Source organism: Pseudoalteromonas sp. Of7M-16, assembly GCF_022347805.1.
GTDB lineage: Bacteria > Pseudomonadota > Gammaproteobacteria > Enterobacterales > Alteromonadaceae > Pseudoalteromonas > Pseudoalteromonas luteoviolacea_F.
Window position 1 is genome coordinate 60,986 of sequence record NZ_JAKRFY010000007.1, and the last position, 22,527, is coordinate 83,512.

General features: G+C 39.9%; 20 protein-coding genes. 9 read left to right on the plus strand and 11 right to left on the minus strand.

Translation table 11 applies throughout. The features are described 5' to 3' along the window. Positions 1-8: 8 nt before the first annotated feature. The 9 genes from MHN81_RS08980 to MHN81_RS09020 all read right to left on the minus strand — a co-directional run bounded on the left by MHN81_RS08980 (position 9) and on the right by MHN81_RS09020 (position 10,141). Positions 9-602: a DUF2807 domain-containing protein gene (locus tag MHN81_RS08980; RefSeq protein ID WP_023402024.1), complete on the minus strand. Its 594-nt coding sequence runs from the start codon at positions 600-602 to the stop codon at positions 9-11. 461 nt (positions 603-1,063) lie between these two features. Continuing rightward, positions 1,064-1,606: a GNAT family protein gene (locus MHN81_RS08985; protein ID WP_239425569.1), complete on the minus strand. Its 543-nt coding sequence runs from the start codon at positions 1,604-1,606 to the stop codon at positions 1,064-1,066. Positions 1,607-1,732: 126 nt separating this feature from the next. Next, a complete protein-coding gene (locus MHN81_RS08990) occupies positions 1,733-2,314 on the minus strand; it encodes an NAD(P)H-dependent oxidoreductase (RefSeq protein WP_239425570.1) in 582 nt (193 codons plus the stop codon). A gap of 525 nt (positions 2,315-2,839) precedes the next feature. Beyond that, the gene (locus MHN81_RS08995) at positions 2,840-4,468 is read right to left on the minus strand and encodes a right-handed parallel beta-helix repeat-containing protein (RefSeq protein WP_239425571.1); all 1,629 of its coding nucleotides are present in this window, start codon (positions 4,466-4,468) and stop codon (positions 2,840-2,842) included. Between the two features lie 445 nt (positions 4,469-4,913). Beyond that, positions 4,914-5,381, minus strand: a complete 468-nt coding sequence (locus tag MHN81_RS09000; protein WP_023402028.1) for a GNAT family N-acetyltransferase — start codon at positions 5,379-5,381, stop codon at positions 4,914-4,916. Between the two features lie 397 nt (positions 5,382-5,778). After that, positions 5,779-6,108: a hypothetical protein gene (locus tag MHN81_RS09005; protein WP_023402029.1), complete on the minus strand. Its 330-nt coding sequence runs from the start codon at positions 6,106-6,108 to the stop codon at positions 5,779-5,781. Between the two features lie 230 nt (positions 6,109-6,338). Further along, positions 6,339-7,286, minus strand: a complete 948-nt coding sequence (locus MHN81_RS09010; protein WP_023402030.1) for a M57 family metalloprotease — start codon at positions 7,284-7,286, stop codon at positions 6,339-6,341. Between the two features lie 330 nt (positions 7,287-7,616). Further along, the gene (locus MHN81_RS09015; protein ID WP_239425572.1) at positions 7,617-8,486 is read right to left on the minus strand and encodes a hypothetical protein; all 870 of its coding nucleotides are present in this window, start codon (positions 8,484-8,486) and stop codon (positions 7,617-7,619) included. A gap of 50 nt (positions 8,487-8,536) precedes the next feature. Beyond that, complete coding sequence (locus tag MHN81_RS09020; protein WP_239425573.1) at positions 8,537-10,141, minus strand: esterase-like activity of phytase family protein; 1,605 nt, start codon at positions 10,139-10,141, stop codon at positions 8,537-8,539. 702 nt (positions 10,142-10,843) lie between these two features. Between MHN81_RS09020 and MHN81_RS09025 the strand changes: the two genes are divergently transcribed. Beyond that, positions 10,844-11,791, plus strand: coding sequence for a hypothetical protein (locus MHN81_RS09025; RefSeq protein ID WP_023402033.1), 948 nt, complete (start codon positions 10,844-10,846; stop codon positions 11,789-11,791). Positions 11,792-11,925: 134 nt separating this feature from the next. After that, a complete protein-coding gene (locus MHN81_RS09030; RefSeq protein ID WP_239425574.1) occupies positions 11,926-14,406 on the plus strand; it encodes a hypothetical protein in 2,481 nt (826 codons plus the stop codon). 128 nt (positions 14,407-14,534) lie between these two features. Here the strand turns inward: MHN81_RS09030 and MHN81_RS09035 are convergent, their stop codons facing one another. Further along, positions 14,535-15,005, minus strand: coding sequence for a DMT family transporter (locus tag MHN81_RS09035; RefSeq protein WP_023402035.1), 471 nt, complete (start codon positions 15,003-15,005; stop codon positions 14,535-14,537). A gap of 408 nt (positions 15,006-15,413) precedes the next feature. On the opposite strand from MHN81_RS09035, the gene MHN81_RS09040 reads away from it, so the two are divergent. The 4 genes from MHN81_RS09040 (at position 15,414) to MHN81_RS09055 (ending at position 18,691) form a co-directional block, all read left to right on the plus strand. Beyond that, a complete protein-coding gene (locus MHN81_RS09040; RefSeq protein ID WP_023402036.1) occupies positions 15,414-16,142 on the plus strand; it encodes an Ig-like domain-containing protein in 729 nt (242 codons plus the stop codon). A 302-nt stretch (positions 16,143-16,444) separates the two neighbouring features. Further along, entirely contained in the window at positions 16,445-16,960 is a 516-nt protein-coding gene (locus tag MHN81_RS09045; protein WP_023402038.1) for an RICIN domain-containing protein, read from the plus strand. 325 nt (positions 16,961-17,285) lie between these two features. Further along, positions 17,286-18,020, plus strand: a complete 735-nt coding sequence (locus MHN81_RS09050; protein WP_239425575.1) for an SDR family NAD(P)-dependent oxidoreductase — start codon at positions 17,286-17,288, stop codon at positions 18,018-18,020. A 134-nt stretch (positions 18,021-18,154) separates the two neighbouring features. Further along, positions 18,155-18,691 carry a hypothetical protein gene (locus MHN81_RS09055; RefSeq protein ID WP_023402040.1) on the plus strand — a complete coding sequence of 179 codons (537 nt, stop codon included), beginning with the start codon at positions 18,155-18,157 and terminating at the stop codon, positions 18,689-18,691. Here the strand turns inward: MHN81_RS09055 and MHN81_RS09060 are convergent, their stop codons facing one another. After that, entirely contained in the window at positions 18,692-19,441 is a 750-nt protein-coding gene (locus MHN81_RS09060; RefSeq protein ID WP_239425576.1) for a methyltransferase, read from the minus strand. A 137-nt stretch (positions 19,442-19,578) separates the two neighbouring features. Between MHN81_RS09060 and MHN81_RS09065 the strand changes: the two genes are divergently transcribed. From MHN81_RS09065 to MHN81_RS09075, 3 genes are all read left to right on the plus strand, one after another. After that, positions 19,579-20,382: a transporter substrate-binding domain-containing protein gene (locus MHN81_RS09065; RefSeq protein ID WP_023402042.1), complete on the plus strand. Its 804-nt coding sequence runs from the start codon at positions 19,579-19,581 to the stop codon at positions 20,380-20,382. A 101-nt stretch (positions 20,383-20,483) separates the two neighbouring features. Next, complete coding sequence (locus tag MHN81_RS09070; protein ID WP_239425637.1) at positions 20,484-21,989, plus strand: PAS domain S-box protein; 1,506 nt, start codon at positions 20,484-20,486, stop codon at positions 21,987-21,989. Between the two features lie 3 nt (positions 21,990-21,992). Beyond that, positions 21,993-22,448 carry a response regulator gene (locus MHN81_RS09075; protein WP_023402044.1) on the plus strand — a complete coding sequence of 152 codons (456 nt, stop codon included), beginning with the start codon at positions 21,993-21,995 and terminating at the stop codon, positions 22,446-22,448. Positions 22,449-22,527: the final 79 nt, after the last annotated feature.

Consider the following 22,527-nt stretch of genomic DNA (forward strand, 5'->3'; position numbering starts at 1 on the left):
TATTGGTCTTAATTAAATTTTAATTTGGTGTTGTTCAAAGTACCTCTGGAGCCGTTCGAACGCAGTTGCTGGTGTTTTGCCACTCCACGGATATCAAGGTCACCAGCGTCATTCATTTCTATGTTTGAGTTTTCTACCTGAACGACAAGATTAGCGTTAGCAGTGTCGTTAATTTGTACACTGAGTTGTTTGGCAGTTAAGGATAAGCTTGTGATATCGCCGGATCCTGTGGTCTCAATAGAGATTTGGTCTGCGATCAATTGGTTTTCGCCTGTTAATGTGGCAGAACCTGAGGTTTTAATGTTTTTTAATTTTTTGTATGACACGTAAACTTTTACCGACTCACCACTGTGGTAGCCTTGGGTGGTCACGGTTAAGGTGCCATTTTCAATGTGTGTGATTACATCTGTTATAGGTATGCCACGGGCAAATACTTTGATTTGTTGATGATCGGATTGAGTGATAAAGACATCAGCAAGTCCACCAACAACAATACTGTCAAAATCTTTGACTTCTCTTATTTCTTGCTGACAGATAAAGTTGGTACAGCCTGACAAAATAGTGGTGATTAAGATTAAAACAATAGATAGTGAGTGATGCATATTAGCCCCTAGCGCTTTATTGATGTGGGTATTATTGAAAAAACGCTAGATGTAAGTAATGGAGTAATGTCATGAAAAAAACATGACATTTGTCATTTGTCTAAAAAATAGCAGTTCATGAGATTGAGTGGTGATTAAGAAAGTAACCAATTGTGCTGATTAAACTGGTTAAGGCAGCATAATTTTGGTGCTGAAATTAATGAAATCAGAATCATTGATTGATATCTACCCAATGACCGCTTTTGGCACACTGCTGCCATTCACTATCAGGTGTGATTTAACCCTAATAATCAAATCTGGCAGGTCAAGTTAAAACTTACTCATATTAAGGGCTGTCGCGTGTGTATTTCCCTCTAATTGAAACTCCTTATAAAGCATTAGCGATTTAACAGCTAAGTAAATTTAATCTGCATGCAAATTGTGCATGGATTATTTGTCTGTGACCTTTCTCCAATGCTGTGTCATATAATATTTGATTCTGAACGCAGTAACGCATATTGGTATTCATCACTCCACGCACCTTTAAAGAAAACATTTTTTATAAAGTGGCCCTCTCGGCGAAAGCCCACCTTTTCTAGTAACTTGTAAGAAGCTTTATTTCTTGCATCGGTCGTTGCAATGATTCTGTGTTTACCTAAACAGCCGAATACATAGTTTATTAGGCCTGAGAGCGCTTCTGTCGCAACGTTTTTACCTTGAAATTCAGGTGCGACAGTAAAACCAATTTCTACTTGCTCAGCATCAATGAAGTGAATAGCGAGATCTCCTAACAAGGTATCAGTTCCCTTATCTGAAATAGCCAATTGATACCATTTTCCGGCAGAGCCAAAAGTGGCGTAATCCATACTTTCAAATAGCTTAATGGCGTCTTGATACGTGTAATCTGCCCAATTTTGGTATCTAGCCACTGATCCTAATGCCCGGTAGCTCGTAAATTTCATCAAATCTTTCTTTTCAAAAGGGCGAAGAATGAAGTTTTGAGTTGTTATTTTTATAGAAGACATCTAAATACCTTTTTTTCACCTAGCTATTTTGCAGGAAACAGACATATTCAGGTGGCTGAATTTAAAAGAAAGTTTTTTTGGAGCCAAGAGTAACGCATTTCAGATAATAGCTAAATTTTGTGCAATTTATAATCTGGTTTCTATTTTCTCTACAAACTTGGCTATTTTCGCTTCCGTAAGGCTTTCGCTTTTGTACAGTGACAACATTTTGAACTTACAGTTTTTGGCACAGGCTCCAAGCAATGCAATTTTCAGAACTTTTTTTACCGGCTTTCTTAAGATAAAAAAGTCCACCCACCAAGGCGAGCCAAGGGTAGTGATAACAGTCATTTCCTTGAGATTGTTCAGAGATTGTTTTATCGGTCCATAATTGGAAGCATGTTCGTAAGCATGTCCTGGTGCCCATATGCGGTCAAACCAGCCTTTCAAAATTGCGGGGAAACTAAACCACCAGGTGGGGAAAATCAAAACCAACGACTCAGCTTGTTTTAGCTGAGCAATATCTAACTCGATTTGTGATTGATCAAATTGGCTTTGGTAATAGCTCTCTCGCTCTCCTTTGGTCAACACAGGATCAAACTTTTCTTGATAGAGATCCTTAACAGTGACGGTGTAGCCTTTGGACTCTAAGCGGTTGATTGCTTTTTCGGCCAAGTGTTTACATAAACTGTTTTCCAGTGGGTGGGCTAAAACAACTAAACAATTCACCAATGCCTCCTTGTGCACTTAACGGTTGGGATAGACTTTTCGCATACCATGAAACACAGACCGTTATGGCATGGTTGAGCGTTGGCGGCGAGTGTCTCTTTGTGGGCTGATTACGGCATTATCCTTTATTAGCAATAATCCCAAATGCGTCACTAGTATCCACAGCGCTGTGATACTTAGCAAGCGCAATCTGTATAAATTTTGAAAACAAATACAACTCTTAACAAGGGAGAATATTGACACATTAGGGACTATTATGAAGCCGAGTTTCCTTCAATCATCTATATACCGTGCTCTAGCCTAAAGCACTGGCACTAGCGAAGCATACAACATTGATAGGGTTACTCTATAGACACTGCAAGTGAGATGGGGTCGCACTAGCTTAGGCACTCAAAAAAGTTAATATGTTTAACTGTGTGGGTATCACACATACAAATGGCCGCCAAGGAGTTAACCGGAGGTTGATACCTCCAGTTATTGTCTGTACCTAAGCAGTTATAAAAATATATACATCAAAGGTTATACCTAACTTTGATCATTGATAATTGCACCATAGGCGCTCCACAAGCCAGGCGTGCCTGCTTGTACACACATATAACCTACGAACCCTTTTTTAGCAGGATCGGTTGTTAACATGACACGACCAACTTGATTATATCCAGACGTCGGCGGGTTAGGTTTAATGGCGATTTCTGATTGAATAAAATGCGGGTTAGCGTTCACATCGTACTTGGGGAAAATATCAATATTTGGTACTTTCCATACATCCGGTTTATAAATCATATCAGCATGACCGGCACCTGAAAAATTATAGAAGAAGTTCCCTTGGTAATGGCCATCGTCTACGATGACATTGTTGCCAACAATGGAGTTCTGAAAACCGATTTGAGAGCCAATGGAATAGGAGAAACTAGCTTTTTTACGGTTAGGTCTAATAATAGTGTTCCCTGTTAACGTACCACTAGATCGTGCGTTAAAAATAATGCTTTCATAAGGTGCATCTCTGATTACATTACCCACCACTCTAACGCTGCCTTCGCCACTTGAAATGGATTCGACATACAGTGGAACATTGTAACCAGATAGCGTTGTTTGCGCCGTACAATTGACTACATTGCCTTCAACAAGAATGTCCTCAGCAGAGTTGATAAAGATAGCGCCACCATCACAGTCTCTGATGGTATTATTGGTCACTCTTGAAACTGAATCTGTTGAAACTTGGATGCGACCAGCTGCACCTGTCCCCGGACAATCCGAGATATAATTACCGTCAACAATCACCCCGTGGCCAGCTTCAATCCAAATAGTTGGTTCTACAGAGTCCGCCGCTGAGTCGCCAATATTATATAAATGGTTATTGATGATATGCACATTTTTAGCGGATACGTCTTCGCCGCCCGCATAACACTTGATACCTGCGGCTTTACCTGTGGTTGTATGACAAATATTATTACTAACTGTGATATTTTTCAGTGCTGTGCCTTCTAAATTGATACAGCCGACCTGATAAATATCATGGACGAGGTTGCCTTCAATCAGTACGTCTTCTCCATGTGTTATCGCTATACCATTTCCATATGCAAAACTCATAAGGTCATGTTCTTTATAACCTATTTTGCGAATGTGGTTGTTGATGATCTTGATGTTTTTGCTCGGGTTGATACCTGGACCCACACCAATACCCGAGTTAATGCCATCATAAATATGACAATCACGTATTGTGATATTTGAACAATCGTGGATAGGTAAAGTGTATTGTTGATTACTTTTCCACTTCGAACCATTTCCGTCAATAATTACACCAACTAGAGTGATATCTGTTTCTTGATGTAAACGCAGTGTAGCTGCATTACCACCTAACTTTATGATTCCACCTTTCCCCAACACAAGCGTATTTGACTTTATAAATACCTCTTTTTCTAGCGCATAAGTGCCGGGAGTGATTTCGATACAGCCTCCCTCAGCCTCAGTAAATGCTCTTTGCACCGCATCTGCTTCTAAAGAACCATCTCCTTTTGCACCATAATCCTTTATATCGATGACTTTTTTATGCGTTGGAGTTGCAGTTGTAGGGGAAGTTGCAGCTTGTAGTTTTAATGAACCAAGCACAGCAGCACCTGTTAAAGCACCGCCTATAAACTTTCTACGTTCCATTTTAAGTTTCCTTTGTGTTTTATTATTGCGCTTCATATGTGAAGCTCTACCGATTTAATATGTTAGAAGTTTATTTTATTAAAGTTTTTTAACTATTTAAATTTATTCTTTGGTTGGTTTTTTACTGTAGCTATAATTGTCTTTGTGGAGCAATTTTACCCTAAAGGTTTCGTTACTTAGGTATCATCTTTGATATTTTTAATCAAATCTGTACTTATATTTAGATATTATCTGTGGAGATTGTGTATGTAAAATGTTGAAACAGAGAAATAACGGCTTTTTACACCGTTTATTCCACTTGTTTAGTATGAAAAGAGTACTTTTTTGGTCATTTTCATTTGTTCTTAGTCTTAGTCAAATTAAGTGTAAATGCAGCCCGTAATACTTTTTTTAGGTCTTATCAACGATTACAACATTGCCTAAAACTTAGGTGTAGAGAACGACCTTATATGCTTTTAATCATATGTAACATTTCTGGCTTAAAACCTAAATTTTCATAAAACTGGTTGGCTTTTAGGTTATTGGCAAATACTTCGAGGTGTAATAAGCGACACCCTTGGCTTTTGGCCCATTCTTCGGCACTGGCCATTAATAGCTTCCCAAGACCCAGCCCTTGAGAATTAGGAGATACAGCGAGCAGTGGAACGGTACCGCATGTTTCGCCTGTAATGCCATCTTGGTGCGTTCGCACATGTACAAAACCTTGAGGTATATTGTTAACCTCAGCAACTAAAGTGATATTTGGAACCGATGTCTTTGAGAGCATTTGTGTAATGTAATCATCTTGCATTTTTTGAATCGCTTCGTCAGTATGCCAATCTAATTTGGCAACCTCAGCTAAAGAAGGTGAAAGCTCAAAAATAAAAGCCCTATCATCGTCATTGGCTTGTCTTATTATTACATCGTTTTTCATATAACTTTCTTAATTATTTTTAATTACAAAATATTTAGCGTTTTAGCTAATTCAATACTTAGATAAAATTAGCGCAAAAAAGTGTGTTTTATAGGGTGAGGTTGACGCTCTGTTTTTTCTCTCTATAGAGTATCACTTTGTCTTAAGTTATCTATATGTTTTTAAGGATTTAAGCAAGAGTGGTAAACAACTGTTTGGTTAATACTGATGAACCCACTATGTAAATGAATTTAACCTTGGCAATTATTTTGGAGCTTAAGATGGAGAGGTCATTACTCATTAGCAAGGTAGTTATCAGAGTATGTTTATAAGATTAAAATCTGTCCGGTAGATAATAAAAAGAACCAAGCCTTAGGTATATCCTTATACTATAGTGATTGGTTCCATTGGCTAAAGCTTATTTATCAGATACCGCATAGACGAGTGAGCACTCACCACTTTCTGATGTTCTTATCCAAATAGGGTGGCCTGTAGTATGGGCTGTTAATAGCAGTGAATACACGGCGTTATAATTTGAATCTTCAGGTCGTAATTTTATATAACCAGAGCTTCCGGCCTCGCATGATAGCTTTGACTCGTCGCCGGAAGTACTTATTGATACACCGCCTTTAGCTAAAGTAACAATTCTTGTGATTTTGACATCCGTACAACTTACTCCAGCACATTCGGCAACTGCATTAAAAGAAAGAAGCGAAGCAAGTGCGGTAGATAAAAAAACAAATTTCATAGTCTCTCCATAGTTTTAATTGTTAGGTTTGTGAGTGAATAAATTTTTATAATTTTTTAAGGAATGAACAGAAGGCATATTGCTCGTTCATTTCGGTTGTGACTTATTTGTAGTTACGTATTTACTTTAAAAACAAGAAATGCGCGGTCTTTGACTCGATTAATTTTTGGCGTGCGTCGTGATGCAGCGATAACTTTTCAATTATAACTGCATCACAACTTGCTATAAAATCAAAGCATCATCACATTGATCGCTGGCAGCAACACCTCGAAACCATAAACATACACCTCAGCACTTTTATCCGCAGAATACCCTTCTGAGTCAGATACAGACACCGTCATATTGTAACGTCCTTTATTGGTATATTTATGAGTAACAGAATTCTGTGAGTTAGAACTAGTTCCATCTCCTAGAGACCACAACCAAGAGGTTGAATCTACGATATCTTCTATTGAATAGGCAGCGTTAATAGTCAGGTTACTGCCAACGTATACGGAATAGCGTTCGTTATCTAACAATACGCTAGTTTGTACTTCAGGACCGTAAAATGTGCGTACCATCAAAATATCCGTATCACTTAGTTGGCCGTTGCCATTATATTGTGGGTTGCAATAATTCATGACAGAGCTCAAGTCCCAGCGACCGATATCGATATCGCCATTTGCACCTTGTGCAGGCTCATCGCATGTATCTGGTGTGTCTTGTCTATTTTGTTCATGAGCAAACCCAAGGGCATGACCAAATTCATGTACAGCGATAACTTCATTGCACCACCTGCGGGAGAATTGACAGTTTTGACCCCAATTCTCATATGTGAAGTTTAAACTCATGCCATTTTGACGCCCACGTATTCTGGTGCCTAATCCGTCTACATGCGGCCCTAGTTCTGCGTTATCGGTCACTTCAATCCTGATACCGTCTGAGTTTCTTTCACATTCATTCCAACCAAAAAAGTTTAAATTTGAATTGGCTTCCCAAGAGTTTTCGACAGCTTCCTGTACTGATGCTCTATCTGCTGCGGTTGAGTCATTGAGGTTTTCCCAGCAGACATGAATGTTGTTGGTATTCCAGATGGTACTGGTCAAAGCATGACCTCTAGTGGTTACATCGGCGCTGGCTATTGAGTTGAACAATATAGCCACAGAAAACACTGAAGTTTTCAAAAGAGAAACGTGCATAATTGATTTCCTTGATTGTGATATTAATCTTTTCAAATTAACAATAATAAAACGCTGTAAATTAGTATTGTTAAATGTGTTTATGACGGTTATATGGCTTTGCGTTGAATTAATAATTAGATATTCAACATAAAATCACGCTAATTGCATAAAGCCTTTAGCGTGAGCTTTATTTCACCATTTCTTATTTTACTAAGCGTGTTTACAGTATGGTTAATAATAAATTCCCTTTCAATGATTGGGGTTAAATTATTTACCTTTATTGTTGTTGTGGTGTTTTTTAATTTTGTTAATCACTACATAGAGCACAGTTGGAGGAAGGTAAATTGTTTAGCCTTCAGCACAAAAATTGGATTGATACTGATAAACAAACTGAGTTTTAGTCAGGCTAAGGGGGTTAACCGCACTGTGCTCACTGGCCAGCTTGTCAAATAAATTGGCAGCACGCGATACAACCTTGTGACTGTAATCACCTTGATTATCTTGATACTTAAATGATAATTCGGCTATTAAAGGGGTGTTTGATTGTTGTGAGGTGTACCAAAGTGTCAGTGCAAATTCAGCATTTTGTTTACCCAAGTCAATTACAATGCCTTCGTAAACATATTCAGAGATTGCTATACCAGACACTGCTTGCAGAGGTAGAGAGTTTGGAAGCTGATATACTTGGTTAAATCCCAAAAAGTGGTGGTTGATATCTTTTACTTCATTGATATTACGTGTGTTAGGGGTTTTGGTAGAATGACTATAGGTGACCTTCCAGCTTCCTGATGCCGCAATACTGTAGTCGGCTTCGAGCTTAGTTTTTGCCTCATCAGAGTCGGCAGATAAGTCTTCAAATGCAGATAAGTAGCGGTCAGTATGACGGTATTTTAACGTGACCTCAGATCCATCTTGATCTGTTCTTTCTCTAAACACATAACCTAGTTTTGCGAGAGTACATTCATGGATAACGTCATAAAAAGTGACAGCTCGGGTTTTTGCCAAAAATACTGAACCAGTCGTATTTTTGCTGGTGGCTTGGCGGGCGAGAGGCGCAAGCTCTATGAATACGCTATTTACATCTGACAACTCTGTTGATTTGGTGAATAAGCTCGTGTCTAACATGAGTTTGTACTCTTTTGAGTCGACAACTGGGTTGGCACATGCCATGTTTGCGAAGCAAAAAGCAAGCAGGGGGAGAGTAGCTTGGTAATTCATAACTTTCCTTATTATATTGTGGTTAAAAGCGGCCGAAGCCGCTCAAACAGTTATTTGTCGAGTGTGAGGTTTTCAAATAAGTAGAGCGTGTTGCCGTCAACTTTTGATTTGGCGGCATCTAAGTACTTTTGCTCCAAAACACCACCTGTTGCCCATGTAGCAAAGTCATCATCGTTTAGTACGGCTAGGCGACTGTTGTCGATTAGCCACATACCTTCAAGCTTGTCATGGGGATATGCGATTTCTTGCACGAGATCCAGTACCAGAGACTTGCTAACAGGCGTGATCGCATGCGCGGAGAGTGTATCCCACCCTGACTCTAGCACTGTTTGCTCGAGCGTTTTTCCTGCTATCAATAAACCTAAGTTGGGATCTTGCGTAAGGTCTGTTGTTTCAGCTATCTGTTCAAGATCGCTTGCTCCTTCGAGGTTAATTTTATAAATGCGTTTCATGGCTTCTGGGTTTTGCTCATAAAATGCACCATCTCGTTCAATAACTAAAAATTCGGTATTCGTAAGCGCCACAATACCTGAGTTGGAGTTTTGCGCTTTTTCTTGTTTATATAAAAACTGCCCAATTTGCTTCGTTTTCAAGTTAACGGTCACAATGCGAGTGATATTGAGTGCCTTAACTGTTTTGTCCGGGTTGTAGAGCGTTGATTGCATAATCCCTACAAGCGTTGTTTCGTCAGGTGTGATCGCTAAGCCTTCCATGCCCCTATTTGCGCGACGATGTGCATATTCTTGCGGTAAATTAATGGTGGCACGTTTATCATGGGAAAATGCATTGATACGACCTACCTCTTTACCGTCGCTATCAAAGTGCACAATGTGCGGACCGTACTCGTCACTCACCCAAAAACTGCCATCCGACAGAGCCACAAGCCCTTCGCCGTCTAATCCATAATCATCCAACTTAATTGGGTTGTGCGTTTGATCAAAAGGCTGAGCTTGATCAACCAAAACAGGTTGGCCTTCAACTGTGTATGGCGTCTCTCCGGTTCCACCTAGATCGGAAGTGTTAGGCAGGCCGCTAATGGGTGTGCCATCGGGCCTTTTGAGAAGGATTTCTTTTAATTTATTTACCTTACCAGTGGCGGTCAATTCGAATAGACCGATTCGCGGCGTATAGTCAGGAGTTGGGAATTTTTTTCCTTTGCCGTAGTCGCCCGTGAAACTGGCATTTGGGCCTCGATCTGTGAGTGCATAAAATTGATTTTTAATGCTTGGGTGCGCCACCATATCTGAACCATATCCGCCGTTACGGATCTCGAATACACTGCCTTCCACGTTACCGTTTTGCAAATCTTTTCTCATTGCCGTATAAGGCAGCTTTACGCCATTGGCAGAAAGCACAGAAGGCTTACACACATAATTAGTTTGATTGATTTCATTGTTATTTAGTACGCCGTTACTATTTAAATCCACCCCAGAGTGCACAGCCACGCCGCCAAAAAAGCAATGCGTATCGCCCATGTTAATCGCTTGCTGGTCGATGAGGCTCGTTAGGCCTGTATTCCCGTCTTTACCAGCGGATCCCTCTGTACCATTTTGGCCAGCTTGTCCATTTGTACCATCTTTGCCGTCATCACCACTACAAGCACTCAAAAGCCCCACAAATGCACACGCGATTAGACTTAAATTAACCTTATTCATTTTTAACTCCTTATTATGTAATGCTCAGAGGCATGCTTTGATTAAAACGTGAGCTAGCATATACATCGCTGGTCATAGATTTATGACAATAAACAAGGAAAGAGTTTGATATGTCGAGTCGGCTTTGGGGTCAAAAAAGGGCTATTTTATAGCAGCTGACTTTGTTAGTTGATACTACTGAAAGTCAGATCATTGTTTAAAAGGGAAAAATATATTTTAACAACACAAACATCCCTAACTTTTTGAGCAAATTTATGGTTAGGGAACCTGATGAAATTAAGGGAGGCTGATAAGTATATTAATTTTACTTTGTGGGTTGTTTAGTTATCTGGATGTGGTTTATTGGTTTAGTTCATTATTTAAGTAATTTTTAATTAATATAAAATATGATTTTTTTATTTTTAATGTTGCATATGTGTGAGTGTGTATCTATTTTGGTTACTAATCTTTAATAGAGTGTGTTTTTTTCTCGCTTTTTGGGGTTTTTAACTAAAATACATTGAAAATAAAGGATTTTTTATATCTAATGCGCAGCAGGAAGTGGGCTGTGAACACAAGGATAGAGTTTTTATATCGCGTTTTTATACGTGATGTATCGATTATAATATGCCCAGTATGTTGCCTGTCCTTATCGTTTGTTCACTATTCATTTCCAAACTTTAAAAAAGATCTTTTAGGATAAAATGCTCATAGGAAATGGCAATGAAATATACTCTCGCATTATTTGGCCTGCTTGGTAGTTGTACAACGCTTGCAGCACCACACTCTTCTTTTAGTGAAATTAGGTTGGGTTTTGAAACCATTAATTATACTGAGTCTCTTTCAGACGTGGCTGGTTTTGGTGAGCTTTCACAGTCAATCTCAGTAACTAACCCTGCTATTCGCCAGCTTTCTTATACTGGAATTGATGAGAAATGGGGTTATTTTATCGGCAGTGCAGCGACCATCGCCACAGATATAAATACAGAGACATGGTCAATAAAAGGGTTTGGAGCAGTTCAACAAAACGATTTTAAAGTAAAAGCCAATGAAATTGCATTTACCGGCGCTTACAACTATTTACCCGCCGTACAGTTAACATTTGGTATGAGAGTTTATACGTCAAGTTTTACGCGCTCAAACTTTAAATTTGTAAATCCCGGAGCGACGAAGTTTGACCAAGCTTTGCAGGCATTGCCCAGAGATGAAAACGATCCCGTTGCGCGTTTTGACTTGCCTGGTCAGGCAAAAGGCGGCGATGAGGCATTACAAAATAACCCCGCATCGATCGTATCTGTTGTATCCGTCACAGAAGATCAAATGGGCGTGCTTGCATCATTGGGGGTACGTTACGACAGTAAGCTATCTCGTTCAGCAGGAAAGCTAAGTTGGTATGTCGAAGGTGAATTAAGTACGCCGGTGTATAGTCATATTCAAAGTACCAAATTTGAAACAACTTCATTAACTGACAGCTTTAACGGCTGGGGTTTAATGGCAAGAACGGGTGCTAGATACCAAGTCGCTCAACATATTGCGCTTATGGCTGGTGTCGATGCCTACTACAAAGAAAGAAGTTCGGTTGCTGAAGAAATTAATGGTCGCCGATTCAGAGTGCCTGATATTGAGTACTCGAATGTTTCGTTCACTGCTGGTCTGCAGTGGAATTACTAAGCGCTACTTGCAGAATCTAGACAATTTCTGCACCTCAAACTTACCGTTTTAATCGTCATTTATTGGTGCGTGGTTACGCTTTGCTGTGGAGCCGGTAAAGCGCATTGAGTCACTATTTTTATTAAGGAATTAACATGCAAGTGCATGATTTTAGGAAATCTATTTTAGCTACATTAATTACTTCTTCACTTTTGGTGGGTTGCGGCGGAAGCAGTTCTGAAGAGCCTGAGCAAAAAAATGCTCAAGAAGTCACTGACTCCGGCAGCAATAACGTAAGTAATACGAGTGATACAAGTAATGTAACTACACCAGTAACAGAGGGATCCGCTACCGAGCAGGATTTTGCAATAAGTATTGCTGGCGACTCAATTGCACTAGAGCAAAAAGCTTTTGAATTAACCGCGAACGTATCAGAGACAGAAGTGGCTAGCTATGCTTGGTCTCATGACTCAAGTTTGAATATCACAATGTCGGGCAGTGAAAGCGCAACGCTGTCCGCGACTGCACCAGATATTGATGCGGACCATGTTGTGAATTTCACTGTTGTAGTGACTAACAGCAACGGGGTTAAATCGCAAAGTACAATTCAGGTTACAGTAAAGCGCAAAGTGTCGAGTGTGACACTAACAGGCCTTGTTACTGATAAGCCCATTAATAATGCGAAAGTCGACATTTCGGTTGGGAGTGAAGTTTTTTCTACAACAGCAGACAGCCAAGGCGCATATTCCGTTTTGCTAGAGGTTGATGAAAGTCAAGTAGGGGAGTTAGTGACAGTTTTTGCAACCGGGGTAGAAGCGCAGCAAAGTGTTAGCTTTGTTTCACAATTGAACTCTGTACAAAAGCTAGTTTCGCAAGCTGGAGAAGATGCAGTGTTGGACGATACTGAAAACTTCTCTGTGAACGTCACCAATGTGACTACGGCAGAGCATGTTCTTATGGCGCGTTTTGATGAAGCTATTGAGTCTGACGAGGAGTTGGCAATCGCACTGACTAATGTCGACGTTCAGAAAAAAATTGACTTAGCGACACTGATTAAAGTGTTCGTCGACAATGATGATATTGATTTACCAGAAGGGGTTGAGTCGACACTTGACCTTATTGATGATGATAAATCTGTTCAGCAAGCTATGGCAATCGTCAATGAAAAAGATCCGACTCTTTTTGATAAAACACGTGACGAACTTGAAAAGGACGAAGACTTAATTGACCAAAATATCGGATCATTGGTTGGCGGGCACGTTTTGCAGTATCTGCACAACTACGATAGTCCAGCAACCCACCTAGCGCTAAGTGAAAATGGCAAAGGCCAAGTTTCAGCCATCAATACCGTAGCGATTGAACATTGGGAGCAAACTGGCAACTCTGTGACTATTGAGTTGGCAAGCGCTCTAGTAAGTCAAGTTATCGCTTCAGATTCTGGTCTTGAATCAGTCTATATCAATACACTCAACTTAACGGTTTTAGGTGAGAACGAAGTGTATAAGACGGTGGAAGTAGAAGAAATCGGCGATAAGGTCCTGCCAAATAGCGATAAAGTTGCGCACCACAATAAGTACATTACTAATTTAGTATCCAAAAATGATACTTTATCAATTGATATTGACGAATTAACACAAGGTCAATGGTACTTAGACCGCTTCCAAAGCGATGCACGTGAAAATAAAGAAAGTTACGGGATTTTTACCTTCTCAGCTGATGGAAAAGTGATTGAAACGTTTCCTGATACAGATGAGGAAGAGGAGCTAGCGTGGCGCATTGCAGAAGATGGTGTTATGGAGTTGTTATACCCAAGAGACGACTCAGAGGAAACGGGAACCGTACGCTTTTGGTTCACAAAAGCAATTGCAGGAGGCTACACTTTTGTGTCCTCTGATGACGAGCATCCTGATTATTCGCACACTGAGTATGGCATTTTTATAAATGCACAGCCATTAGAAGAAGCGTCAAGTATGGCAGGACGTTGGGTTGGCGAAGTCGGCAGAAACACTGAGACCTTTATCTTTGATCTATTGGATGATGGTACGCTAAACGTAAATTATGGTTCTAATAACTTTACTTGGGAAACTGATTTTATTCAGGGCGAAGGTCAAGCATTAGACTTCAACTTAAAAAGCCCCTCACAGCAGGTTGAGTGCACTGAGGCAGAAACTCTGTGTTTAAACGTTGAGAGTCTCAAGCAACGCGTGTTAGTGGTTGAAGACGATATGGTTGTACTTGAAAGAGAGTTTACTGAAAGTGACGACAGTGGCTATCAAGAGATGAAAAGAGAGCTGGTTATTCTTAATCAAGAAGATGATCTAAAGCTTGATGGATTTAACAAAGAGTTCTTTAGTTACACGCGCACTTATTATCTTAATGAACCGCAAAACCAAAAGAGCAACCAAGTGATTCTGGAACCAACCATTGTTGACGGTGGAACTGTATACAAGCTGGGTATATTCGGTGAAACGCATCAAGTATCGCTTGTTGAAGGGCAAATGCGTTTTAAACTCGACGATAAAGAGTGGACATTCGAACTGATTGAGTACGCACAAGATGGCATCACTGTATGTAATTATGAAGTGGGCCAATCTTGTGAAACTGAAATGACATGGCTATTTAATAAACCAGAATAATTACTAGAAACGTATTTGGCAGCAATCGAATAGGTTTTCTCAAAGTTAATTAAACAGCGCGTTTGGTGTCTCACTAAGCGCGCTTTTTTAGTTGGCAAATGTATGCTGTTGAGCGATCGAAGTGTTCACTAACTCTGTTGTGGTTTGCTCAGTATGAGCGCTATTCCAGCAATCATCAAAGTTAACCCTGCAAGTCTCTTATAATCTAATGTGTACTGTTTGGCACCAAAAAAGCCAAAATGATCAATCACTACCATTGCGATGAGTTGACCTAGTAATACAAAAGCGATGGCATTGGCAATGCCAAATTTAGGCGCTACCCAACTAATGGTCAGAATGTAAAACATGACAAAACATCCACCGAAGTAAAAGTACCAAGGTGTGCCTGTTGCATAGAATGTTTTGGGTACTCCGCTGGTGGTAAACAGGTAAGTAAGTGCAATACACAAACCCACAAAAAGCAAAATGACAGCCGCCAGGGCCGTGTTTTGCAGTTTATTAGAGAGTCCACCATTTAATGCTGCCATGATAGGAATACCCAAGCCCGCAATAAACATAATGAATCCGTATAGCATAAAGTTCTGTGTTCCTTGGAGCATGTTATTTTCCTCGTTTCTATATTTTGTGGTCTGCAGTTGAGCAATTATCAGCTGTCACTTTATCCACCATCACAGCTGTTGTAAAACCTGGGTTATTTAATTCACTGAGCGTGTTAACGGCTTAGTCGTTAGGATTGACGCGCACCATTCTATGATTGAAAAGTTAAAACCTGCCATAGCGTGACTGTTTACGAATTACTTAGTACATGCTGTTCAAGGCATTCGAATATTAGCAGCAAATGCTGAATCAATAATGGAAATTCAAGTAAGAGTGTGAATCTGCGTTTAAAATATAGAAACTATTTATAAATAGATTTATATTGTGTGGGTTTTTTTTAATCTACATTGTGGTAGAGATTTAAAGTTGTTTTATTTGCAATAAAAAGTAATAAAGAAGGAACTATATAAATGATTAAAAATACACGTAAAGCGCTCTTTGCTTTAGCTGGATCAACCTTATTGACAAGCGTTTCCCAAGCAGCACCTGTTTTAAATAAGACCATTCATGAGTTTAATGCCGGACTTTATATTCAAGAAGAGTTTAATATTTTAAAAGATGATAATGTCGTTGACCCAAACTATGCCAGCCAGGAACTAAGGGTCCAACTCAGTCCTGATAAGTCATATAGCCAGATTGGCTTTTACGATAAAATCCGAACTCAATATGGCCAAGCCATTGCGTACAATACCGTTGACAGACGTTGGGTTAAGTTCAAAGGTAAAGTGTTGTACTTTGCCGCTGTATCTGATGGCACAAACAAATTTGAAACCATCCCATTTCGGGTATTGAATCCCGCTGGGGAAGCATCAGAGTGGGGCGAAATCAGGATCAGCCTAGATAACGCATTTGACGGGCACTATGATGTTTATCCAAGCGATGACTTCTCACAAACCAGTGTGGGTCAACCCGTTGCTATTGATGTAAAAGCCAATGACAGTGGTATTCCTCATTACTTTGGCGTTGAAGTATATGCCAGTGCGGCCAATGGACGTGTCACTGTCAACAATGACAAAACTATCACTTATACACCTAATACCGGCTTTGTCGGGCAAGATTCATTTAAATATCGCATTAAAGGAAATAATTTATATGATATTTCCAGTGCGCCAGCAACAGTTACTGTTGACGTAAACTAACCAAATATGCATTAAGGCTATAGTGCGCAATACAGGTTATTGCGCTTTTTAATCAATATCTCGATATAATTTTTCCAACTAATACTTTTTTAATGTTCGTTGTTCTATACTCGTAGGTTCCAATTCGGAACTTAAGCTTTAATTCTCTGATTTACATTCCAATAAGGTGCTGATTTTACGCGTTTGATTATTTGATAATCTTGTTTTTTTGTAATGATTTGTAATGTTTTTCTTTGCCACTCAGGCATACATTTAATCTCGAATTTTAAAAGTGCTAATCACTATATAAGGAGGTTAATATCATGAGTTTAAAACATCTTTCAACATCTATAGTTGCAGTCGTATTGACTGGTGGAATGGCTGTGTCATTTGACGTTTCGTCACAAGAGATACAGATCCAAAATGCATTTGACACGAATTATTGCTTACACAAAGCCGGGTCGGATTCAGCGAGCAATGGTGACAATGTTCACTTGTGGAAGTGTGATCGCAACAATTCGAATAGCAAGTGGTATTGGAGGCAGGTCAGGTACGGTTTGGGTCAAATAGAGCTGGGAAATACTGGTTACTGCCTAAGTAAAAAAGGCCGGGATTCAGCTTCAAACGGCGACAATATTCATTTATGGGATTGTAATTCAGGATCAATCAGCAATAGCTTTTGGGTTCCTAACTACGAGAAAATCCATTTATATAATTATGGTAACTACTGTTTGCAAAAACAAGGAACATATTATCCAAGAAACGGTGATAATATACATGTTTGGAACTGCCAGTCAGGGCATTATGCCAATAAAGAATGGATAATTCATTGGTACTAATTCTGTATTTTTATTGACTATATTATTAGCCCGTATGACACTGTAGTGAATTCGGGTTAATTTATTTTTTAGTGATTTTGATTTTTGATATTAATGTCACTGTTTTTATCAATTGCCATAGGCCGATAATGCGTTTGTGTTACTAGTGGTAAGAGCCGAACAGGCGGGGCCATGCTAAAGATTAAATTAATTCTGTTAAAAATGCATATTTAGTTTTCAGATTTTGAGAGAGCGCGTACAGCTGTGTTACAGTTCAAAGCGCCAGCGATATTATTTGTCAGCAAGGCCTTTTACAAAACAATAAAAATAAATATGAGAAAATATCATGTCAGCAAAAGCCATTATTATTGGGGCCACGTCAGGCATTGGAAAAGCACTTGCCACTCATATGGCAAAACAGGGTTATAAACTTGGTTTAACTGGGCGGCGTGAACATCTTCTGCATTCACTGCAACAACAACTAGGCACTCAAACTTGTATTTCCGTGATGGACATAGCTCAGCCGCACAATGCTATTGCACAGCTGAAGCAATTGATTGAACAGATGCAAGGTGTCGACATTATTATTATCAATGCGGGAACAGGGAGCTGCGAACCAGATTTTCCGCTCAGTGGAGAGCTTGAAACCATAGCCGTTAATGTGACAGGCTTTACCTGTATTGCCAATGCTGCATATCACTATTTTACCCAACAAGGAGCGGGACATATAGTTGCGACCTCATCAATTATGTCATTGAGGGGAGGGCCATGTGCATCATACAACGCCTCTAAAGCTTACATTGCCAGTTACCTTGAAGGCCTATATTGTCGAGCCTATCGAGATGGTATTGATATATCGGTAACGGATATACGACCAGGGTTTGTCGACACTGAAATGGCCAAAGGCAATGGTATATTTTGGCTGGCTCCCGTCGACAAAGCGGCACAACAAATTCTGTCTGCTATCGAGAAGAAGAAGCGGATTGCCTATGTCACTAAAAGGTGGCAATTAATCGCGTTATTAATGCGCTTTATGCCCTTTAAAGGTTTTGTGAGGTTGATGTTGGGGGCTAGGCAATAGAGCTGCTTACTTGGTTGCAGGTGCGCTAATATTGTATCTTTTCTAAACATAGAACAGCCATTGACTGAAAGCACCTTAAATAGGCATGTTAGACTTGTCAATCTGGGATATATGGCTAAGATCGAGCGTTTGAAATGTTTCATTACTTAACTGCTGAGCACCCTATGCCAAAATCTAGAACAAGCCAGTTAATCTATACAGTGGTACTGAATAGAGCTTTTTTACTGTTTCCTTTAGTGTTGATCTGTTTATTGGTGACCAATATAACGGTGGAAGATCTGCGCTTTTTATTTGGGCATATGGATGAACATGGCTACCAAAATATCATAGATAATGAAGCGACAATCACGATTTTATTAATCGGTTTTGGCGCTGTGATGGATGGCCGAAAAATTCTCTCTAAAAGGGCATGGGATAGTAAACAAGACCCTAATCTAGAACAACATAAAATGTTAAACGAAACATCAGAATACTATGGGTTTATGCTGATTGTGATAGGTATATCTATCGAAATTGTTGACCAACTAGCCAGTTACCTACGCAATTTCCAAGTCGAGCTATTAATGTTTGAAGCTTGGTTTAGCATTGTCTTGAATGTGGTCGCTATCGGCGTAATGTTAAAGGCTGCTTACAAAATTGCTTTGATGGACAAGCAAGCGCATCAGCTATAGTTAGGTTAAATGATAAGACAGCCCTTGTGTTTTGCTGGCAGTAAAAAATGCTTGTTGATGCCAAACCGAGCTAAGCTTTTTACCGCCGCAACTCATCACCCAAACAATGTTCGCAAACTGCGCCGCTTTAAAGCCATAAATGAGGGCGTTAGGGTATAACTTGGTGAGCACATTTGAAAGCTGCTCAATGTGTGATTGTTCGGTGAATACGGTATTGATAACAAGCCAACCATTTTTCGCTAGAAAGTTGTTCAGGTTATTGTAAAAGCTGCGATCAAAGATAAAGGGCACGAGGGTTTGGGAAGCAAAAATATCCACCATTAACAAATCAACCTGGTGTTTAGGTGCTTGTTGCACAAAATCATATGCATCCGCACAGTGGATCTGGCTGTCAGTTTGCTGCGGATTAAAAAATTGATTGTATATCTCTATAACTTGTGCGCTTTTTTCAACGACTTCAATCTGTATATCTGGATTATGGGCATTGAGATATCGAAGCAAGCCGCCACCACCTAAGCCCAATTCAAGTACTGTGTTTACCTGCACAGCCTCTAACAACGGAATGGTCATAAATAACATATGAGGAAACATTAAGCTCTCAGGCTCCGCTTTTGACATAGCGGTTTGTAAAACGCCATCAAGGCAAAACCAGCGCAATGTGTCGTTTTCGAATACTTCGAATGTGTGTTGCTCAATTACTGTGTTTAACAGTACGTTTGGCGGTGTCGAATTGATAGATGAATCACTCATAAGACCAGATCAGGAGTTGGACCGATTGTTCATCTTAGCGTTTTATTTCTAGTTTTGTAATATAAATCAGTTATGTTAGTGATGATTCGCTTCGTTTGTATCACTTTAAGATACAAAGTAAGTGCTGTTGATCTTTTATGCGAAACCAGTCAAACTCAACGACCCTTATAGCAAAAATAAAAACAATGTTACGTCGCTGTCTTTTTGTTTTCATCTTGGTCTTTTCTGCCCTCATAGTTACTTCGGCTCAAGCCAAGGTAATTAGATTTGTTGCCGAAGATCTGCCGCCTTATCACTATTTAAATGAGCAGGGAAAACCTGATGGTGTATTGGTCGACATTGCCAAAGAGCTGCAATTACACAGTGGACTTAAGGCGAAAATAGAGATTTTGCCGATGGCAAGGGCCCATCATGAATTGCAGACAAAGTTTGATGTCGTGATGTTGGCTTGGCTAAAAACACCGAGAAGAGAAAAGCACTTTCAATTTTTGGGCACAATGTGCCAAAGCTCAGCGTCATTGATTGGACTAAAAAGCAATGTTCTGCAACTGAGTCAGCTTGACGATGCAAAACGACTACGCACGAGTACAATCAGAGGGTATTACAGTGAGCAGTATTTAAAAGAAGCGGGCTTTTCTGAGGAACATGATTTGGTGCTAGTGTCTCATTACAAAAGTATGTGGCAAATGTTGTATAAAGGGCGTACCGACCTCATTTTAACCAACACAAGAACACTAAAGCGCGAGCTAGATGAGCTCGGGCTAGATCCACAACTGCTCGAATACAAGCTGACTTTACACGATTTCCCCTCTGAACTTCACTTGGCAGCCAATCCTCAATTTTCCAAGTTGGATGCGCAAAAACTCAAGCATTCCCTTGCGGCGATAAAAGCTTCAGGACGCTACGATGAGATAGTTAAAAAATGGCGGTTTATCAACTAGCCCGATAGCGGGAACTTATTTTTATTGATTTATCAGCGCTATGATTTTTCATTGACTACACTTTGATCATCATCTCAAAGTCAGGAAATAACAAAAGCGTGATGGAAACAAGGGAGTTGCAGTTAGAAACCGTATTGGATAGCGTCAAAGATGGCTTTTTTATGACCAACAAAAGCGGAGAGATCCTCAGCTTTAATTATTCTGCAACGCAAATCTTTGGTTACGAAAAACACGAAGTCATTGGCCAAAATATCTCCCTACTTCTACCTGACTCAGAACAGCAAAAATATGCTCAGTATTTACTTGATGTCACCAACTCAACATTTGGTGAGCAAGAAAGTAAAGACTACGGTGTAGGCATTGAAATGATTGCTCTGAATAAAGATGGCAATACATTTCCACTTGAGCTTGCCATAAGTGTTTTACCCTCTAATGATATTGTGCTTGGTACTGTACGAGATATTTCTGAGCGAAAACAAGCTGAGTTGTCAATCAAGTCCTATGTTGAACATATCGAAACCATTATGGATACGGTACTGGATGGGCTTATCACCATAGATATGCGAGGTGTGATCCACGGTTTTAATGCGGCGGCTGAATCTATATTTGGCTTTCGTGCTCGAGAGGTGATCGGTCGCAATGTCAAAATGCTGATGCCTGAGCCCTTTCAATCCGAACATGATTCCTATCTAGATAATTATCATACAACAGGTGATAAGAAAATCATTGGTATCGGGCGCGAAATAACAGGTAGGCGCAAAAATGGTTATTTATTTCCTATGGAGTTAGGTGTAAATGAAATGACCGTCCAGGGCAAAACAATGTTTGTGGGTACTGTACGCGATATATCTGAACGAAAAGCGGCAGAAATAGCCATAGATTCCTATATCCGAAAGTTGCAGATAAGTAATTCAGAGCTCGACCAATTTGCGTATATTGCCTCTCATGATTTGAAAGAGCCATTACGGGGTTTGGCGAACAATGCACTTTTTCTGGAAGAAGATCATGCCGACTCCCTAGAGGGGGAAGGGCTTAGACGCATTGCTCGGATCCGCTTTTTGTGTACCCGGATGGAAAAGCTCGTTGATAGTTTACTGTATTACTCTCGACTTGGCCGTCAAGATTTGGCGGTTGAAGAAGTAGATTTAAATGAGCTAATTGACAGTGTAGCAGAGCTCACTTTACCGGAAGAAACCACCCAAAGTGTACATTTGTTAATTCCAAAAGCGCTGCCCAAAGTCACTTGCGATAAACCTCGGGTGTCAGAGTTGTTTCGCAATTTGATATCTAACGCTGTGAAGTACAATAATTCAGCTCGAAAAGAGATAGAAATAGGGGTCAAGTCCTGTGTAAACCCTCATTCTAACGTATTGGAGCAGAAGGTTTTTTATGTAAAAGACAATGGCATAGGTATTGAGGGCCGCTTTTTTGAAGATATTTTTCGAATATTTAAACGGCTCAATGAAGAAGATGATTCGGTGCGTGGTACAGGCGTTGGGCTCACATTTGTCAAAAAGATTGTGGAGAGACACAATGGTCAAATATGGGTCGAATCAGAACTTGAACAAGGCAGCTGTTTTAATTTCACCCTAAAGTTGGGAGAGTGAGAAATGGATAAAGATTTGGGCCTGCTGTTACTGGTCGATGATAATCCCGATGATTTTGAAGCGATTTTAAGAAGCTTAAGAAAAAGTCACTTTATGAATCCAATTCAATGGTGCCAATCGGGCCAAGATGCGAAAGACTTTTTGTATAAAACGGGCAAGTATAGCGAGCATGAACATTTAAAAAGGCCCGTCCTAGCGCTGGTTGACTTGAACATGCCCGGTGTTGATGGTCGACAATTACTCAGAGAGCTCAAAACTGATCCGAAAATGTGTTCTATTCCCATTGTGGTATTAACAACCTCAAGCGATCCTCAAGATATTGAATCTTGTTATGCCTTAGGTGCAGCGTCTTATATTCAAAAGCCCGTTGAATTTGATGACTTGGCAAATGCATTTAAGATTTTAAAAGACTACTGGTTTAATGTTGCGCTATTGCCCTCCATAGATGGTTATGACTAACACCGTGTTGTAGAGGCGAATAGTTTCAAACAGTTACCCAAAAATTGTTACAATTTAATTATTGCTTCTGACTAGATCA

Bases quoted from the DNA above. Each gene is read 5' to 3' on its own strand.
- MHN81_RS08980 (WP_023402024.1), bottom strand. From the start codon at position 602: ATGCATCACTCACTATCTATTGTTTTAATCTTAATCACCACTATTTTG.
- MHN81_RS08985 (WP_239425569.1), bottom strand. From the start codon at position 1,606: ATGTCTTCTATAAAAATAACAACTCAAAACTTCATTCTTCGCCCTTTT.
- MHN81_RS08995 (WP_239425571.1), bottom strand. From the start codon at position 4,468: ATGGAACGTAGAAAGTTTATAGGCGGTGCTTTAACAGGTGCTGCTGTG.
- MHN81_RS09000 (WP_023402028.1), bottom strand. From the start codon at position 5,381: ATGAAAAACGATGTAATAATAAGACAAGCCAATGACGATGATAGGGCT.
- MHN81_RS09005 (WP_023402029.1), bottom strand. From the start codon at position 6,108: ATGAAATTTGTTTTTTTATCTACCGCACTTGCTTCGCTTCTTTCTTTT.
- MHN81_RS09010 (WP_023402030.1), bottom strand. From the start codon at position 7,286: ATGCACGTTTCTCTTTTGAAAACTTCAGTGTTTTCTGTGGCTATATTG.
- MHN81_RS09015 (WP_239425572.1), bottom strand. From the start codon at position 8,486: ATGAATTACCAAGCTACTCTCCCCCTGCTTGCTTTTTGCTTCGCAAAC.
- MHN81_RS09020 (WP_239425573.1), bottom strand. From the start codon at position 10,141: ATGAATAAGGTTAATTTAAGTCTAATCGCGTGTGCATTTGTGGGGCTT.
- MHN81_RS09025 (WP_023402033.1), top strand. From the start codon at position 10,844: ATGAAATATACTCTCGCATTATTTGGCCTGCTTGGTAGTTGTACAACG.
- MHN81_RS09030 (WP_239425574.1), top strand. From the start codon at position 11,926: ATGCAAGTGCATGATTTTAGGAAATCTATTTTAGCTACATTAATTACT.
- MHN81_RS09035 (WP_023402035.1), bottom strand. From the start codon at position 15,005: ATGCTCCAAGGAACACAGAACTTTATGCTATACGGATTCATTATGTTT.
- MHN81_RS09040 (WP_023402036.1), top strand. From the start codon at position 15,414: ATGATTAAAAATACACGTAAAGCGCTCTTTGCTTTAGCTGGATCAACC.
- MHN81_RS09045 (WP_023402038.1), top strand. From the start codon at position 16,445: ATGAGTTTAAAACATCTTTCAACATCTATAGTTGCAGTCGTATTGACT.
- MHN81_RS09050 (WP_239425575.1), top strand. From the start codon at position 17,286: ATGTCAGCAAAAGCCATTATTATTGGGGCCACGTCAGGCATTGGAAAA.
- MHN81_RS09055 (WP_023402040.1), top strand. From the start codon at position 18,155: ATGTTTCATTACTTAACTGCTGAGCACCCTATGCCAAAATCTAGAACA.
- MHN81_RS09060 (WP_239425576.1), bottom strand. From the start codon at position 19,441: ATGAGTGATTCATCTATCAATTCGACACCGCCAAACGTACTGTTAAAC.
- MHN81_RS09065 (WP_023402042.1), top strand. From the start codon at position 19,579: ATGCGAAACCAGTCAAACTCAACGACCCTTATAGCAAAAATAAAAACA.
- MHN81_RS09070 (WP_239425637.1), top strand. From the start codon at position 20,484: ATGGAAACAAGGGAGTTGCAGTTAGAAACCGTATTGGATAGCGTCAAA.
- MHN81_RS09075 (WP_023402044.1), top strand. From the start codon at position 21,993: ATGGATAAAGATTTGGGCCTGCTGTTACTGGTCGATGATAATCCCGAT.